The organism is Chamaesiphon sp., from assembly GCF_041738855.1.
Taxonomy (GTDB): domain Bacteria; phylum Cyanobacteriota; class Cyanobacteriia; order Cyanobacteriales; family Chamaesiphonaceae; genus Chamaesiphon.
Map to the genome: position 1 here is coordinate 21595 of NZ_JBGSPA010000192.1, position 16129 is coordinate 37723.

Annotated in this window: 12 protein-coding genes and 2 pseudogenes; 8 read left to right on the forward strand and 6 right to left on the reverse strand. The window is 46.2% G+C overall.

What is annotated here, in order from left to right:
- Positions 1 to 147: 147 nt before the first annotated feature.
- Positions 148 to 846, reverse strand: a complete 699-nt coding sequence (locus tag ACEW9I_RS21130; protein WP_373542299.1) for a GntR family transcriptional regulator — start codon at positions 844 to 846, stop codon at positions 148 to 150.
- Between the two features lie 251 nt (positions 847 to 1097).
- Here ACEW9I_RS21130 and ACEW9I_RS21135 point away from each other — a divergent pair, with 251 nt between their 5' ends.
- Complete coding sequence (locus ACEW9I_RS21135) at positions 1098 to 2804, forward strand: iron uptake porin (RefSeq protein WP_373542300.1); 1707 nt, start codon at positions 1098 to 1100, stop codon at positions 2802 to 2804.
- 20 nt (positions 2805 to 2824) lie between these two features.
- On the opposite strand, the gene ACEW9I_RS21140 is transcribed toward ACEW9I_RS21135, so the two are convergent.
- Positions 2825 to 4015 carry an FAD-binding oxidoreductase gene (locus tag ACEW9I_RS21140; RefSeq protein ID WP_373542301.1) on the reverse strand — a complete coding sequence of 397 codons (1191 nt, stop codon included), beginning with the start codon at positions 4013 to 4015 and terminating at the stop codon, positions 2825 to 2827.
- A gap of 123 nt (positions 4016 to 4138) precedes the next feature.
- Between ACEW9I_RS21140 and ACEW9I_RS21145 the strand changes: the two genes are divergently transcribed.
- Together ACEW9I_RS21145 and ACEW9I_RS21150 are read left to right on the forward strand one after the other, a co-directional pair.
- Positions 4139 to 6055: a putative bifunctional diguanylate cyclase/phosphodiesterase gene (locus ACEW9I_RS21145; protein ID WP_373542302.1), complete on the forward strand. Its 1917-nt coding sequence runs from the start codon at positions 4139 to 4141 to the stop codon at positions 6053 to 6055.
- An 85-nt stretch (positions 6056 to 6140) separates the two neighbouring features.
- Positions 6141 to 6512: a Spx/MgsR family RNA polymerase-binding regulatory protein gene (locus ACEW9I_RS21150; protein ID WP_373542303.1), complete on the forward strand. Its 372-nt coding sequence runs from the start codon at positions 6141 to 6143 to the stop codon at positions 6510 to 6512.
- Positions 6513 to 6740: 228 nt separating this feature from the next.
- Here the strand turns inward: ACEW9I_RS21150 and ACEW9I_RS21155 are convergent.
- Positions 6741 to 7322 (reverse strand): annotated as a pseudogene (locus ACEW9I_RS21155) (cobaltochelatase subunit CobN); the annotation flags it as partial.
- A gap of 14 nt (positions 7323 to 7336) precedes the next feature.
- On the opposite strand from ACEW9I_RS21155, the gene ACEW9I_RS21160 reads away from it, so the two are divergent.
- On the forward strand, positions 7337 to 7501 hold the full coding sequence (locus tag ACEW9I_RS21160; RefSeq protein WP_373542304.1) for a DNA cytosine methyltransferase: 165 nt from the start codon (positions 7337 to 7339) through the stop codon (positions 7499 to 7501).
- A 102-nt stretch (positions 7502 to 7603) separates the two neighbouring features.
- Entirely contained in the window at positions 7604 to 8095 is a 492-nt protein-coding gene (locus ACEW9I_RS21165) for a DNA cytosine methyltransferase (protein ID WP_373542305.1), read from the forward strand.
- 100 nt (positions 8096 to 8195) lie between these two features.
- On the opposite strand, the gene ACEW9I_RS21170 is transcribed toward ACEW9I_RS21165, so the two are convergent.
- From ACEW9I_RS21170 to ACEW9I_RS21180, 3 genes are all read right to left on the reverse strand, one after another.
- Positions 8196 to 8975 carry a DUF3226 domain-containing protein gene (locus ACEW9I_RS21170; protein ID WP_373542306.1) on the reverse strand — a complete coding sequence of 260 codons (780 nt, stop codon included), beginning with the start codon at positions 8973 to 8975 and terminating at the stop codon, positions 8196 to 8198.
- A 2-nt stretch (positions 8976 to 8977) separates the two neighbouring features.
- Positions 8978 to 10123, reverse strand: coding sequence for an ATP/GTP-binding protein (locus tag ACEW9I_RS21175; protein ID WP_373542307.1), 1146 nt, complete (start codon positions 10121 to 10123; stop codon positions 8978 to 8980).
- Between the two features lie 138 nt (positions 10124 to 10261).
- Positions 10262 to 14266, reverse strand: coding sequence for a magnesium chelatase subunit H (locus ACEW9I_RS21180; RefSeq protein WP_373542308.1), 4005 nt, complete (start codon positions 14264 to 14266; stop codon positions 10262 to 10264).
- 435 nt (positions 14267 to 14701) lie between these two features.
- Here ACEW9I_RS21180 and ACEW9I_RS21185 point away from each other — a divergent pair, with 435 nt between their 5' ends.
- The 3 genes and pseudogenes from ACEW9I_RS21185 to ACEW9I_RS21195 form a co-directional block, all read left to right on the forward strand.
- Positions 14702 to 15061 carry a VOC family protein gene (locus tag ACEW9I_RS21185; RefSeq protein ID WP_373542309.1) on the forward strand — a complete coding sequence of 120 codons (360 nt, stop codon included), beginning with the start codon at positions 14702 to 14704 and terminating at the stop codon, positions 15059 to 15061.
- A 72-nt stretch (positions 15062 to 15133) separates the two neighbouring features.
- On the forward strand, positions 15134 to 15475 hold the full coding sequence (locus ACEW9I_RS21190; RefSeq protein WP_373542310.1) for a histidine triad nucleotide-binding protein: 342 nt from the start codon (positions 15134 to 15136) through the stop codon (positions 15473 to 15475).
- Between the two features lie 240 nt (positions 15476 to 15715).
- Positions 15716 to 16129, forward strand: a pseudogene (locus ACEW9I_RS21195) (photosystem II q(b) protein); the annotation flags it as partial.

A 16129-nucleotide genomic window follows, 5' to 3' on the forward strand; every position in this document is an offset into this window, starting at 1 on the left:
GTTTCTGTATCATCAAGTACACCTGAGTTGGGAGTCAAGAGTTGCTACACCACTACATAAGCGACAATAATTCGGCATTGCTGGATCTGTGGATGATGATTCATCAAGGTTTCATCCCTCAATCTAGCAACGCCGATAATCGTTCTATCAGACAGCATTTTGAGCTTGTTGAATCTGCTCTAACTCTCGGACTACTCGCGCTTGACTGGCGATTAAGTGCTCCTGAACTGCTTTGACAGCCAGCTCGGCATCGCGTGTCAAGATCGCATCATAAATTTGTCGATGCTCCCAGCGAACTTCCAGCACTGCTGGGTTACTAAGCATCGTCTGAATCCGCAGCAAAATCATTTTATCGAATAATCGATCGAGCAATGATACCAGCCATTCGTTGTTTGAGCCTTCAGCAATCTCTCGATGAAATTGATAGTCCAAATCTAACAATTGAAAGCTAGTTAATTTAGTCGCCTTGGCATTGAGTAGTTTCTCGGCTTTATGAATCAATTGCTCGATCTGCTGCAATTGTCGATCGCTAGCATTGAGACAGGCTGCTCTGACGGAAACATTTTCTAATGCCAACCTGCACTCATACAATTTTCTCGCATCTTCGCTGGTAAAGGTGGCGACCTTCATCACGCCGCGCTCTTCAACTACCAAATCTGCTTGCTGGAGTTGGTGCAGGGCTTCGCGAACCGGAGTGCGACTCACTTGGAGCTTCTGAGCTAGTTGTGTTTCTACCAACCGCTGCCCCGGCATGAGTTCGCCAGACAAAATGGCAGTACGCAAGGCTTGATAAGCCTGCTCTTGCAGAGACTGAGGTCGTTGGAGCGAACGCGAAGATAAAGTCAAAGCAAGTGTTCCTCGATCTAAAACTAGACCCAAATTAGCCAACAAAGCAACTGCAAGCGGTCTACATCACAATGAATGTACCGCTGGCTACAAATATTCCACCAAATCCATTGTATACAGAATACATGTTTATCGGCAGCAATCGCCGGATAAGCCCAATCTAACCAAGTCTTCTAATCGTTTCAAAATTTGAGGAGTCTCAGATCGTGGTCAATCTAAATTTAGTCACGGGTCTTATTGTAACAGCTTCAATGCTGGCTGGCATGGGGGCAATTGCCGCACGGGGACAGGCGACAGATGCTTTACCAAGTCACGAGCAGATATCCGCTCAACTTACCGATGCTCGGATCGGTACGCCAATAGTTGCAACTGATGGGATATCTGTCTCCCCATCTAGTGTTCAGCTTCCCGATTGGGCAATATTAGCATTACAAAGACTTGACGATCGTTATGATTGTATCGAAGATAATACCGATCTCAATCGCGAGTCGTCGCGTGCGAAATTTGCCGCCCGATTAAATGTTTGCCTGAGCCTTGCGAATGAATCAATCGCATCATCACCAACAGATCCAGCCACAAAAGAGGATTTAGAAACGATCCAAAAACTTCAGGCTGAATTTGCAACCGAACTAACTGCCCTACGCGGACGGGTAGAAGCAATTGAAGCCAAAACCGAAATATTAAAACAGCAACAATTCTCAGCTACCACCAAGCTCAGTGCCCAAGTTTGGGTCAACTTTACAGGTGCATTTACCAGCAATAGTATTACCGCTGAAAGATCCCTCGCCCAAGGCGGCACCAATGCCTTTATCCCACCAGCGCGAGTCAATGGAGTACCAACGCGCGTCCAGCTTAGGGACACTAATCCAACCGTCAGTAACTATCTATTTTTAACCCTAAATTCATCTTTTACAGGTAAAGACTCGCTAGTTACTCAACTCGTCGCTGGTAATGCCAATTCGCCAGCCAATCAACTAGTTTCGTCGGGATTTTTTAATACTTGGGGAACGCCAATTACCGACCAAACTGGTACCCCTCAAGCCGGATCGAATGCAGTTTACTTGCGAGAGTTGTCCTACACTTTTCCCATTAGCAATAACGTCAGAATTGCAGTCGGTCCGCGTCTGAATACCTACCGTTACTTCGACCAAAATCGATTTACTAATTTCCTGACTGGTGCAGGTAGTTTTAATTCTAGCGGGAGTAGCTTATTTGCGGCGATCGATCGGGGTTCTGGGGCGATCGTGTCTTGGAATATCAGCCCACAGTTTCGCTTCAATGCTGGCTATTTGGGCGAGAATACCGAGTTTTTGAATTCGGCAAATGGATTTAATACCTCCAGCAATCCCGCAGCAGGTTTATTTGGCAGCACCAATCAAGCCATCGGCGAACTGGCATATTCGCCCAGTAAAGACCTAAATATAAAATTATTGTACTCGCGATCGCTGATCCGTCCCTACAACGGATTTATCGGTGGAGCGGTGGGCGAACCATTGCCCTACGGCTATGCCGACGATGGCTTTGGGGGACGATTAAACGACGCGCCTGCCGATACCTTTGTCGCCAATTTTGATTGGCTGCTCACGCCTCAGGTGGGTGTATTCGGGCGATATTCCTATGGTAGAACGGGGATTATCCCCGTTAATTCCGCTCGTGCGGGCGGTAATACGACGGTGCAGTCGATTCAATTAGGATTGGGATTTCCCGACTTGGGCAAGAAGGGGGCATTGGGCACGATCTCTTACTTAATTCCCCACAGTTATCTGGGCGGGCGCGAATTTCTGCTCTCTGGCGGCGGCGATGGCGGCAAACAGCAGGAGTTAGAATTTGCTTACTATTACCCAGCCAGTGACAACCTCGCGATCGTCCCCGCATTTTATGCGATTTTCAATCCCAACAATTTTCAGAGCAATTCCCCTGTCTATGTTGGCAATGTGCGGATGCAGTTTAGCTTTTAGTTGTGCCAAAACTATCGATCCTAAAAACAACGTCCTGGATTGAGCAGATTCAAAGGATCGAATTGCTGTTTAATCGATCGCATCAGTGGGACAGCATTACCGCGATAGCCCCACACATCGAGTTGCTGCTTGGTAGCTATCGGTGCTTGCAAAACGGATAGAAAGCCACCTGCGGATTCACAATGAGTGCGGAGGGACACAATTTGCTCGGAGTCGTCTAAAGCGATCGCCCCGATGCCACTATTGAGGTGGATGACACCCTTGGCTGTATTGTCTGTGGATCGATCGAGTAGATCGATCGTCCCCACTGCGGCGGTGGCTCTGACGCCCACTTTACACCCGATCGGCTTATCGCCCCAAATCCCTGTCTGAATCCCATGCCACAGTTGGGTTGCCTGCGCTCCTTGCCAGATGCCACCTTTTAATCCCAACCCTTTGGCGATTTCTAGCAACTGTGCTGACTGTTCGGCGATACTCTGGGAAATGGTGGCGAATTTCACTACTAGGCTGGGAGTATTGCTAATCGCTAGTTGCTGGCTGAATGCCGTAGAAACCACGTCTACACAGATCGGCGTCAAAGTACTAGCGAGTAAGATTTTAGCCAGATTCGCGAGCTTTTCTGCCGCCCCTGTGAGGATAACTGTCCCCTCGGTAGTGGGGAGCGGATACACCCGCCAAGTCACTTCTGTCAGAATCCCCAGCGTCCCATACGCGCCAGTAAACAGCTTCATCATGTCGTAACCAGCGACATTTTTGACCACTCGTCCGCCAGCTTTGGCAATTTTGCCATCAGCACGGACAAAAGTGATGCCCAGCAGGAGATCTCTGACACCTCCATAGCGGTGTCGGAGCGAACCAGTATCCGCAGTCGCAATGATGCCGCCAATGGTAGCGCAATCTGGGTAAGCGGGATCTAGGGGCAAAAATTGTCCAGCGGTGGCTAAAATTTCCTGCAATTTGGCAAACTTCATCCCAGCTTCGACAGTGATAGTGAGATCTCCCACGGCATGAGCGATTAAGCGATCGAGTTTTTGGGTACTGACGATCGATCTCGCACCTGTGACGATCCCGCCCCAGTCGAGTTTACTGCTATTTCCGGCGACTTCTAGCGGCGTCCGATCCTGGTGAGCGATCGTCACTAATTCGCTAAGTTCTGACGCGATCGTCGGCACAGCGATCTGCAACGGGATATCATTAGTGCTGTCGCTCATAAAATCTAACTCACCAGCCGAGAATAGTAGGAATCATACCTTGCTCGATCCAGACTATCACTATTTATACTTACCCCATTACCGATTACCGTCTCCAAATACCTAGTGCAGCAAATTATGAAGATGTTGTTGTGTTCATCACCATCTCCACCCCAGCTCAAACCCGAATTACTCGCGGAGATCGTCCAAGCTCTGGCTGCTGATGGTGGCAGACTCCTCATCCTTGCCAAACCCCCAGCCCAACGCGCCCAACTCTACCGCTATGGCTTACAGCCCAGCACTGCTACCCCGATTGAGAAAAATGCCTTGTGGCAACAGCTCCTCTACCCACACACTACCACCCCACCTATCGGGGTGTCTTCAGCCACGTTACAGCCACTGAATAGTGTTTGTTCAGTCGATAATGTCTTCCAACAAGCCGCATTATCACCCTTGCTTCACGCCTTCGAGCTTGTGGGGATTGAATCTTTGCTAATTTTGCCTTTGCGTTATCATCGTCAGTGTGTTGGCTGTCTGACATTATTTAGAGCCAATTCTGCTGTCAAACAAGATCTGCGGTGGACGGAAGCTCAATTGCAACTGGCTCAAAATTTAGCGGCTCAGCTCTATATTACTGTGATGCAGCAACGGGTCGATCGGATCGCGATCGATCGCGCTTATTATGATACTTTAACTGGTCTACCCCATCGCCAACTTTTAGACCGATGGTTGACGCTAGCGTTAGCAAAAATGCCCACCGCAGGCGAAACTCTAGTAGTAATAATTATTAATCTGGATCGGTTCAAGAATATCAACGATCGACTCGGACATCGGGTGGGCGATCGGTTGTTGCAACTCATCACCCACCGCTTGGAAAATGCGATCGGTACCGAAGCAATTATCGGACGCTGGAGCGGTGATGAATTTATGCTCATCATCCCCAATCTCGCCGCTATTTCGACGATCGATGCAGTTGCCGATCGAGTCTTGAACTGTTTCGCACTGCCCTTTGTGTTCGAGCAAGATTTTCCAGCACTAGCAACTAATTCACTATATATCAAAGCGAGTATGGGAATTGCCATAGCGACAAGTGGCGGTGCCGATAGTGAGATCTTACTTCAACAGGCTGATGCTGCACTCGAACTCGCGCAACATCATGGCAAAAATAACTATGAGATTTATCAGGCGATCGCCAATCATCCCGATCTCAATCGATTACAGTTGGAAAACATCCTCGATTGCGTCTGCGCTGCATTGACGAGTACTCCGCAGCCTATTCCCAGCGATCGCCCCGTGGATGAGCGCAAGTTATTACTATATTATCAACCTCAAATCGATACTCACACTGGCGAAATTATCGGAGTCGAAGCATTGTTGCGATGTCAAGATCTCCATGCCAAAATCATCAATCCGATCGATCTAATTTCAATTGCTGAAGAAACTGGTGCGATCGTTCAAATTGGTGAATGGGTAATCAGGGCTGCTTGTATCCAGAAAAAAATCTGGCAAGATCTAGGCTTGGGTGATTTTCCAATTGCTGTCAATTTTTCAGTCAAGCAACTCCAAGAGCCAAATTTAGTGGAGACTATTACCGCAATTTTAGTTGAGACTGGGCTGTCACCCGCTGCGTTGGAAGTCGAAATTACCGAAAGTATCGCCATTAAAGATTTGGAGCTAACGATCGCGATTTTAGCAGCTCTCCGAGGAATAGGTGTTAAGATCGCTCTGGATGATTTTGGTACGGGTTATTCTTCCCTAGCGGCACTGAAGTATTTACCGCTCGATCGACTCAAGATCGATCGGTCATTCATGTGCGAATTGCAGGCAAATACTATCGATGCTGGGATCGTCAGAACTATTGTGAATTTGGGACATCAATTGCAGCTAAATGTCATAGCTGAGGGGGTAGAAACGATCGAACAACTGGAGTTCTTGCGATCGATTAATTGTGATGCCGTTCAGGGTTTCTTATTTAGTCATCCTGTATCTGCATCAGATTTTGAAGCGATGATTACCCGCGATCGTGATTGGCACTACGATCGATCTCACCCTCCCAATTAGTCCCGCGATCGCCAAATATCATTCAGATTGATATATACATGACTTTAGTAAATTGTCAATCGATCTTTTTTAATTTTCTCACTATATGACATTAATTCAAGTTTATGGCATCCCCACCTGTGGTACTTGTAAAAAAGCTCTTCAATGGCTAGATGGACAGCAAATCGCCTATGAATTCATCAATACCAAAGAACGCCCCCCCAGCTCAGAGCAGATCGCCAGTTGGGTCAAAAGTCTGGGATATCAACCGATGCGGAATACCTCAGGACAATCTTATCGTGCGCTCGATGATGCCAAAGATACCTGGAGCGATGCTGAATGGATAACGGCTTTTAGTGATGATGTGATGTTACTAAAACGCCCAATTTTTGTCAAAGATGGGATGGCGATCGCTGTTGGTTTTCGGAATGTTACCGAAATTCAAGCACGGTTAAGTCAAGTAAGTGTTGAGAGTTGATGAAAATTAGGCTAGAGGCGATCGAGTGCCTTTAAATCTCAGTCATCTTGAGACAAATCCCCTCCAACGAGGGGATTTACATGCGAGAAATTGTCGATCTATCCTATATATTCCCTAGACCGATTGTCGCTTGTGTGACTCAGCTGTCAATAGATATTGGTGTAACTACAATTTAAAACCCTTGTAGGGATTAGCTACAAGGGTTAAATGAAGATGGAAGCTATTTATTTACTCAACACCTTCAATCCGGTCTTCAACCTCCTGGTAGAGATCGCGGAGCTTATCGAGATTCTCTGCACTAGTCTCCCAATAACCGCGTCCATTGACTTCCAACAGTGTCGAGACGATCTTACGGAACGAGTTGGGATTGAGATCCATCAGCCGTTTGCACATTTCTTCATCCTTGATGAATGTGTCATTGGTTTCCTCATATACCCAGTTATCCACTGCTCCGGCTGTTGCACTCCAACCGCTGGTATGGACCAAGCGTTTCGAGAGTTCGCGGACACCTTCGTAACCGTGGGAGAGCATTCCCTCGTACCATTTGGGATTGAGTAACTTGGTACGTGCGTCTAAGCGGACAGTCTCCGAGAGGCTGCGAACTTGAGCGTTGGCGGTAGTCGTGTCGGCGATGAAGGACGAGGGCATTTTGCCGTCATCCCGCAGCTTGGCGACGATTTTAGTGGGGTCTGAGTCGTAGTAGTGGGAGACATCAGTCAGACTGATTTCGGAGGAATCGAGGTTTTGGAAGGTGACTTCGGTAGTTTTGAGGGTGGTTTCAAAGATCTGACGAGCGTTGTCCATTACACCTGTTTTACGATCGAATGAAATCGAGATTAGAACAGCATGGATGTTTAATTAAGGATAGTTTGATCGATGCTTTAGAATATGGCGTTCCCCAAAGTAGGGAAAGAGCGATCGCGATCGGATTCAAATCGAATTTAGTACCAATGGAATCGATCGATGGATTAGAATCTCAATTTCCGTAGGAGAGCAATAAACTTTTCTCGATCGATAAGATCCAAAAGATCCAATCTTATCCTTGGTCTAAAACAGATTCATTTGGAGAAAATTCAGCTTCAACTTGTCCAGTGGGAATACCTGTCGATTTAACAGTACAGCATTGGTTTGATAAAAACGATGTAAATCATCATCCTAATACCCATCATTGTTTTACACCTCGTGCTGGACTTGTTAGATTTTTATCCGTACTTGAAGGTGATGATTCTAAAAAATCTTATAAGCGTTTACATAGGTGGAGATATTCGCCTACAACTTGTTATGGAAATAATGAAGTTCATCTACATCCTTATCAAGCGAGAAGAATATCTGTGGCGGAATCTCTAGCAATTCAATCATTACCTCCTGAATTTAAGTTACCAGCAAAGATGTCGCCTACTGATATGTTTAAAAGTGTTGGGAATGGCGTACCATTTTTAGCAGCTAAAGGCATAGTAATAACGATAAATGAGTTCTTATCTGGTAATTTTAGCTCTAATAGCTCGACAGCTATAAATCCAAGTTATCATTTTCAAACTCCGCATCTGGAGAAACAGCTTTCCCTGCTCGATCTAATTCGATAATTTCCTCATATCTTTTCCAGTATCCATCTAATTCTTATCCAGATTTTGTATTTACTTTTTACTTTTTGATCTCTTATCTATAATTAAGATGCAGATCGATCTATTGAAATGGAATATCCAGAATCTGACATAAGAATTCCCTAACTAATTTAATTTTATCTAAATTAATTGTTCGATTATCGATCCAATCATTATCTTGTAATGATACCTGCAATGTTCTACCTGGTTTGAGAATATTACTAACACTACCGATAATTGCTTTATTTTTACCTGCTGGCTTGCGGATTTCTCTCAAGTCACCCGATTTAAGTTCAGATTCATCAATTTTACTGATGTATTCTTGCGATAGCTCTATTAACTGTCGGTAATTATTGTTTCCGCATTCAATCAAGATATTTTCCAAAGTCCCCTTGGATTGATTGTCTGGCAATACAAAAATACCCAATTTCACTTCTAATTGAGTTATAATACCTGGAGTATTGGATATATTCAATCCTAATTTTAATTCCTCTAGTTCTGTTTTGATTGTGTCGAATCTCCCTTGAGGTTCTCGATTATCAGCATCTAGAATGATACCAATTCCAAACAGTTGTTCCTGTGGAATCAGAGCTAAATCTTCTTGGATTGTATTAACTAATCGTGTATCACCAACCGCGCCTTGTAAAGCAATTGATAATCCATCACCTTCTAAAAATTTAGGAACTGGTACTTGTCGATTTAGTTCATCATTATAAGGAAATGTTTTGGGTATTAGTTCATTCCAGAATAAATCTACTTTCGATCTTTTTTCGACCTGCTTTATCCCCTGATATTTGAGTAACTTAATCAAGAATGCGATATCTTGAGCACCTTCTGTCAGAAGATAACAATATTTGGTCACAATTACCTCACATCCAATCCACGATTCGATCGCAGTCTTTGAAGTAATTCTCCAGCGAACCTTTGTGGCTGTTTTTCATCACCATTTAGCCGGAAGGCTACCACTTCATCTTTTTCACTATCTGCATCGAGCATTGCATCTACTGCTTCTAAGCTATGAGTGGTGACGAAAAGTTGTGTTTTGTTTATTTTACAGGCTTGAATTAACCAAGTAAAAACTTGACTAAGGGCTGAAAAATGAATGGAAGTTTCAATTTCATCGATTAACAATATTCCATTTTTGGCTAATGGTAGTGCCAAAGCAATTAGCAAGGTTTTTTTTAGTCCATCGCCAAATGTATAAAAAGGTGCAAATCCTAATTTTTGATGTTCTATATACAAGCTAGATCGATTTTGTGAGCTGGCAAAGATATGAAGATTGACGATTTCTGAGTCGAATAATCTCAAGACTTCTAGTAGATCGTCTTTCGCACCTTCCTTTGTGATTTGAGTAAGTCGAAGTGCTAAAAGAATATCTGATGAGGAGTAAGAAGGATAAACCATGATATGATTCAGTAATGCTTTCACTCGCACTCTCTTTCGTTGGATAAATCTCTCATCCTCCCAAAATTGAAACATATCTTCGATTTCATAGTCAAAAAGATTTGGTTGATTATCATCAGAAGGTGCAGTAGCTCGAATTTCTAGTTCAACGCCAGATCTAGCAAACTCAGCTTCTGATATATTAATATCTTCACTTATAGAAATATCTTCTTCAATATCATCTTTTTTGATGGCTCCTATCCCATAAATTTCTGAAATAGTCGATCTAACAGAAATAGTTTTTTGTCCACTTACACCAATTTCGATTTCTCCTTGATATTGTCTTTCTTCTAAGTTGCTATCTTCTTGTGGAAAAAGCCATTTTATTGATTCTAAACTAGGGCGCAAGGCTGTAGGTGTTCTCCCAATATTAAGCCGTCGTTCTGATGTACCAATCCATTGGAATGGATCGAGTGGATTACACGCGATCGAAATTGCTTCTAGAATAGTAGTCTTACCAGAATTATTTTTGCCCACCAAAATATTAACCAAGCCTAAATCTGACAAATTGAGTCCTTTTAAGCCTCGAAAGCTATTAATTTGTAGATTCTGGATAACGGGATTCATTGATGTGGGTGGGATTACCTAGAGCTTTTGTAAATCTAGATATATCTAGTTATACTGCCGATCGAGACAGTTGAAAACCCCTGTAGGGTTAGCCACAGGGGTTAAATCAGATAATCTAGGTCTTAAATAGACTATTTTCTACTCAACGCCTTCAATCCGGTCTTCGACCTCCTGATAGAGGTCGCGGAGCTTATCGAGATTCTCTGCACTGGTTTCCCAATAACCGCGCCCATTGACTTCCAATAGTGTCGAAACAATCTTGCGGAATGAATTGGGATTGAGATCCATCAACCGTTTGCACATTTCCTCATCTTTGATAAATGTGTCATTGGTTTCTTCATAGACCCAATTATCTACCGCACCAGCCGTCGCACTCCAGCCGCTGGTATTTACCAATCGTTTCGAGAGTTCGCGCACACCTTCATAACCGTGGGAGAGCATTCCCTCATACCATTTGGGGTTAAGCAACTTGGTACGTGCGTCTAAGCGGACAGTCTCCGAGAGGCTGCGAACTTGAGCGTTGGCGGTAGTCGTGTCGGCGATGAAGGACGAGGGCATTTTGCCGTCATCCCGCAGCTTGGCGACGATTTTGGTGGGGTCTGAGTCGTAGTAGTGGGATACGTCGGTCAGACTGATTTCGGAGGAATCAAGATTTTGGAAGGTGACTTCGGCAGTTTTGAGAGTGGTTTCAAAGATCTGACGAGCGTTGTCCATTACGCCAGGATTGTCAGAGTTGAAGGCGAAGGATTTGCGGTTGAGGTACATCTCTTGCAATTCACCTTCGTTGTCCCAGGTGCCGTTTTCTACGGCGAGATTGACATTGGAGGAGTAGGAACCGGAGGCGTTGGAGAAAACGCGGGTGGCGGCTTGACGGAGGTTGATGCCCATCTCTTCTGCTTGGGCGAGGCAGTGTTTGCGGATGAAGTTCATTTCGAGGGGTTCATCAGCTTCGGCGGCCATTTTCACGGCTTGGTCGAGGAGGTTCATCTGATTGATGAACAGATCGCGGAAGACACCGGAACAGTTGATGACAACATCGATGCGAGGGCGACCGAGTTCTTCGAGGGAAATCATTTGGAGTTTATTGATCCGACCGAGGGCATCGGGGACGGGTTTGACACCGACCATCCACATGATTTGCGCGAGGGATTCGCCGTAGGTTTTGATGTTATCAGTTCCCCAGAGGACACAGGCGATCGTTTCGGGATATTTACCGTTATTTTCGCGCATTTGCCGATCGAGTAACCGATCGACGACTACTTTTGCCGATTTAACTGCGGCTTCGGTGGGGATAGATTGGGGGTCGAGGGCGTGCATGTTCTTACCTGTGGGTAAGACATCAGGGTTGCGAATTGGGTCGCCACCTGGCCCTGGGAGGACGTATTCACCACCCAATCCTTGGAGGAGTGCGGCGAGTTCGTTGTCTGCACAAACCTGTTTGAGGCAGTATTCGAGGTAGGCGAACAGGGGTTTGATTTCTTCGAGGTTGACTTGCTTGTAGCCGGAGGCGTAGAGGGATTCGACCCAGGCTTCTTTTGGCCCCATGTTAAATAAGTTCAACTTCGCGACGATCGAGATCCGACCTTCATCGTTAATTTTGGGGGTAACGATCGCCGTAACGGCTTCGCGGATGGCTTGGGTAATATCTTGCAGGAGTTGGACATCTTCAAGAATACCGCGATCGTTATTCTGATAAACCTCTTCCAAACTACGCCCGATACTTTCAGTGATAATCCGAGGTAGACCTTTTAATCCTTCTTCTTCTCGATCGAGTGACGCGATATTTACGAGCGTGGCAACTGCTTCTTCGGCGGTTGGTGGTTTACCAATGACGTGCAATCCGCAGGGGAGTAACCGCGATTCGATTTCCATTAGGCGGCTGTAGACAGCACCGACAACATTATCCCGCGCTGCGATTTCCATCGTTCCCGCATCGATGTCTGGAAGTTCGACATCTTTGTCGAGGTTACAGATTCGGGCTTTGTCCATGATTGTATTGACAATTTGGACACCACGACCGCTATCGCGCAACGATTGGTAAGAGCCAACGAGTTCGCCGAGTTCCTGTAAACCTCGGTAGAGTCCCGCATTTTCTGCTGGCGGCGTGAGGTAGGAGATAGTTTCCGCATAAGAACGACGTTTAGCAATTGTCGCTTCGCTCGGATTATTGGCTGCGTAATAGTAGAGGTTAGGAATATTCCCGATCAAGCTATCGGGGAAACACTCGTTCGACATCCCCATCTGCTTACCAGGCATGAATTCTAAGGAACCGTGAGTACCAAAGTGGAGTACCGCATCTGCTTCCCAGACTTTTTCGAGGTAGGTATAATACGCCGCAAATCCGTGGTGTGGACTGGCAGAACGGGAGAATAGTAACCGCATCGGGTCGCCTTCATAACCAAAGGTAGGCTGAACGCCGATGAAGATATTCCCGAAATGCTTGCCGTAGATTACGAGGTTTTGACCGTCACTATTGAGGTTCCCTGGTGGTGGTCCCCAGCTTTCGTGAAGTTTTTCGGAGTAGGGAGTGAGTGCTTCATATTCGGGCACGGACATCCGGTAGGCAACGTTCAGTTCGGGACTATTATATTGAGCCTGGGCATCATGGATGACAGCTTCTAATAGTTCTTTCGCCGATGCGGGCATGTCTTGGACATCGTAGCCATCTTTTTTCATGCCCTGCATGACTTCAAAGATCGAACCAAAGACGTCTAAATATGCTGCGGTACCGACGTTACCTTTATCTGGTGGGAAACTAAAGACAGTAATCGCAACTTTCTTGGTAACTTTGGACTTGCGGCGGAGATTTGCCCACTTCATCGCGCGTCCGGCGATCGCTTCAATCCTGTCTTGGAGGGCGATCGCGCGTCCGGTAGTCCCGTCGCGACCTGAGAGAATAATTGGCTCGATCGCGCCGTCTAATTCGGGGATGGCGATCTGGAGCGCGACTTGAATCGGGTGGAGTCCTAAGTCGCTCTGTTCCCACTCTTCAGTGGTTTGGAAGACCAATGGTAACGCCACCATGTAGGGACGATTCAACCGTTTGAGCATGTCGATCGCCTTGGGATGATCCTGCCGCGCAGGGCCACCAACGAGGGCAAATCCGGTCAGGGAGATGACTGCATCGACGATCGCTTCTGTTTTGGCGATCGGGTCGAAGAAGTAAGCTTCTAGGGGCTTGGAGAAATCCAATCCACCGGCAAACACGGGAATTACCCGTGCGCCCATGGCTTCAAGTTCCTGCACCATCGCGACATAATGCGCCGCGTCGCCCGTGACAATGTGGGTACGTTGCAATACTAAGCCGATACAGGGTGCGTTCGGGTCTTTGCGTTCGGCAGAAATATCTCGGCGACTATTAAACCAGTTCAGATACTCCTTCACATCCTCGAACATCTGGGGTGCGAGTGGATGCCAGATCCCCATGTCGGGGAAAGTGACGGGATCTTGATATTTGATTTCGCCGACTGATTCAGTTGAGTTGAGGGTATTATCTTCTTTTAATACATACCGATCCGCCAACATCAACAAGAAGTTTTCGAGGTTTTCAGGCGTACCACCGAGCCAATACTGGAAACTTAGCATAAAGTTCCGCGCATCTTGGGCTTTTTCGATCGGTAGATACTTGAGAATATTTGGGAGCGTATTCAATAATTTGAGCATTCCATCTTGGAAGCTCCCCGCGCCAGCTTTAGCTTTGCGCTTCTTCATGAATTCGCCGATTGCACTTTTAGATTGACCCAAAGTAGCCAGTGAGAAACTCCCCATCTTGTTCAACCGCATCACTGCGGGCATCGAGGGGAAGATCACCGCCACGTCCAAGCTATCGCGATAAGGTTCCACTGCTGCAACGAGTTTGTCCGCCAAATCTTCGATAAAAATCAGTGAAGCGATGAAGATATTGGCGCGAGAGACATCCTCTTGCAGTGCGGCGTAGTTGGTAGGATCGCGGAGTTCTTCTAAGAGATAGCCACTAATTTCGATCGCGACTTTGGGGTTGTGGTCGTTAATGGCGTTCACAGCAGCCGAGATGGCACTCTGATACTGTGGCTCTAGGACGACATAGACCACCTTTAATAACTGTCTGCCGCGAATCTCAGCTGGAGCGATATGTCTAATGGTGGACTTGACGTTAGTGAACATGCGGTGTTGCTCCTACGGGATAGATGTTGGTGAGGATGTGGGGAAGATATCTGAAATGAATGCTCGATCGCTTGGTGTAGAGTCGGCAATTGATGCAGCCACTCAGATATCGCTCTCTAGTAGTTTTAGCAGAAAATCACCAATGGATGAGGCTTTCCAGCGTTATCTGACACAATTTGCAAAGAAAAAGTTAACATTTATTTGCATTTGGAGTTAGCTATTTTACTTTTTCGCGATTTATTTATACAAATCTTGATAAGAAGACTCGATCGACTCCGGTTTGAGGTGGGTTATCCTTAACATTGCTTGACAATTTGACTGTCGATCGGCATCGACCCAGAAGACTTTACTGTTCTTGGTTGACAATCGCCGTGCCCCTATGGATGAAAGGGCATTTATACTAAGCATAAACCTACCCGAAATCGGCAAAAAGTTATGGCGGCTGAATTTAAGCACATTATGTTGATGGTCAAAAGCATCCCCACATCGCTGAAGTTCTACAGCGAAGGCTTGGGACTACCAGTGAAAATGTCCAGTCCTGGCTGGGCGGAGTTAGATGCCAATGGTACTACCATTGCCCTCCACGCAGCCGAATCAAATGCTGATAGTGGCTCCTCGCCGATTTTAAGTTTTCACGTCGATGATATTCAAAGCGCGATCGCGACTCTCGAACAACTAGGTGCTAGCCTTGAAGGTCGCGTGCGCGAGCCTTCTTTTGGGAAGGTCGCGGCGATTCGCACACCTGACGGTCATTTGGTGAGTTTGTTACAACCTGCGGCGAAAGCTGCCGTCTAATTTCATGTGGTGCGATCGCCGCTCAATCTGTAAATATGATGGTTGAGAGCATCGCACCAATTATGAGATTTTATGAGCGAAACCATTTTTAGTAAAATCATCCGCAGGGAGATTCCGGCTGACATTGTATATGAGGACGATCTCGCCCTCGCCTTCCGGGATGTCCATCCCCAGGCACCAGTGCATATTCTCATTATCCCTAAGCAAGTTATCGTCTCGATCGATGCAGCTACAGATACGGACGCCGCATTACTCGGTCATCTATTGTTAACAGTCAAGAGAGTAGCGACTCAGGAAGGCTTAGAAAACGGGTATCGGGTGGTCATTAATACAGGTGAAGATGGCGGTCAGACAGTGTTTCACCTCCATTTACACTTACTGGGTAAGCGATCGATGGCTTGGCCGCCAGGATAAATGAGCAAATGTAAAGTTTCTCATCTAGCATTTGTCAGATCGAGCGGAATACCGCCCCGTATACGGGTGAGTCCTCGATCCCCAGCCAGAATACCTCAAAACCTAACTAGTTTCGATCGCATCCAAATATTAAGAGATTGTTAAGACCCTTTACAAATAGAAATAAACCCTCTAATATTAAGTGCATAGGGGTTGAGCAATCAACACCGCACCTAGAAAATTTATCGCAATCATAAACAAATGACCACTACCTTACAACGTCGCGAAAGCGCAAATGTATGGGAACGCTTTTGTAGCTGGACCACCTCCACCGAAAACCGCATTTATGTCGGTTGGTTTGGTGTATTAATGGTTCCTACATTACTTTCCGCAACCATCTGCTTCATCATCGCCTTCATCGCTGCTCCCCCAGTAGACATCGACGGCATCCGCGAACCAGTCGCAGGTTCCTTAATGTTCGGCAACAACATCATCTCCGGTGCTGTCATTCCTTCATCTAACGCTATCGGTCTACACTTCTACCCCATCTGGGAAGCAGCATCACTCGACGAGTGGTTATACAACGGCGGTCCTTACCAACTAGTAGTATTCCACTTCTTGATCGGCATCTTCTGCTACATGGGTCGTGAATGGGAACTCTCCTACCGTTTAGGG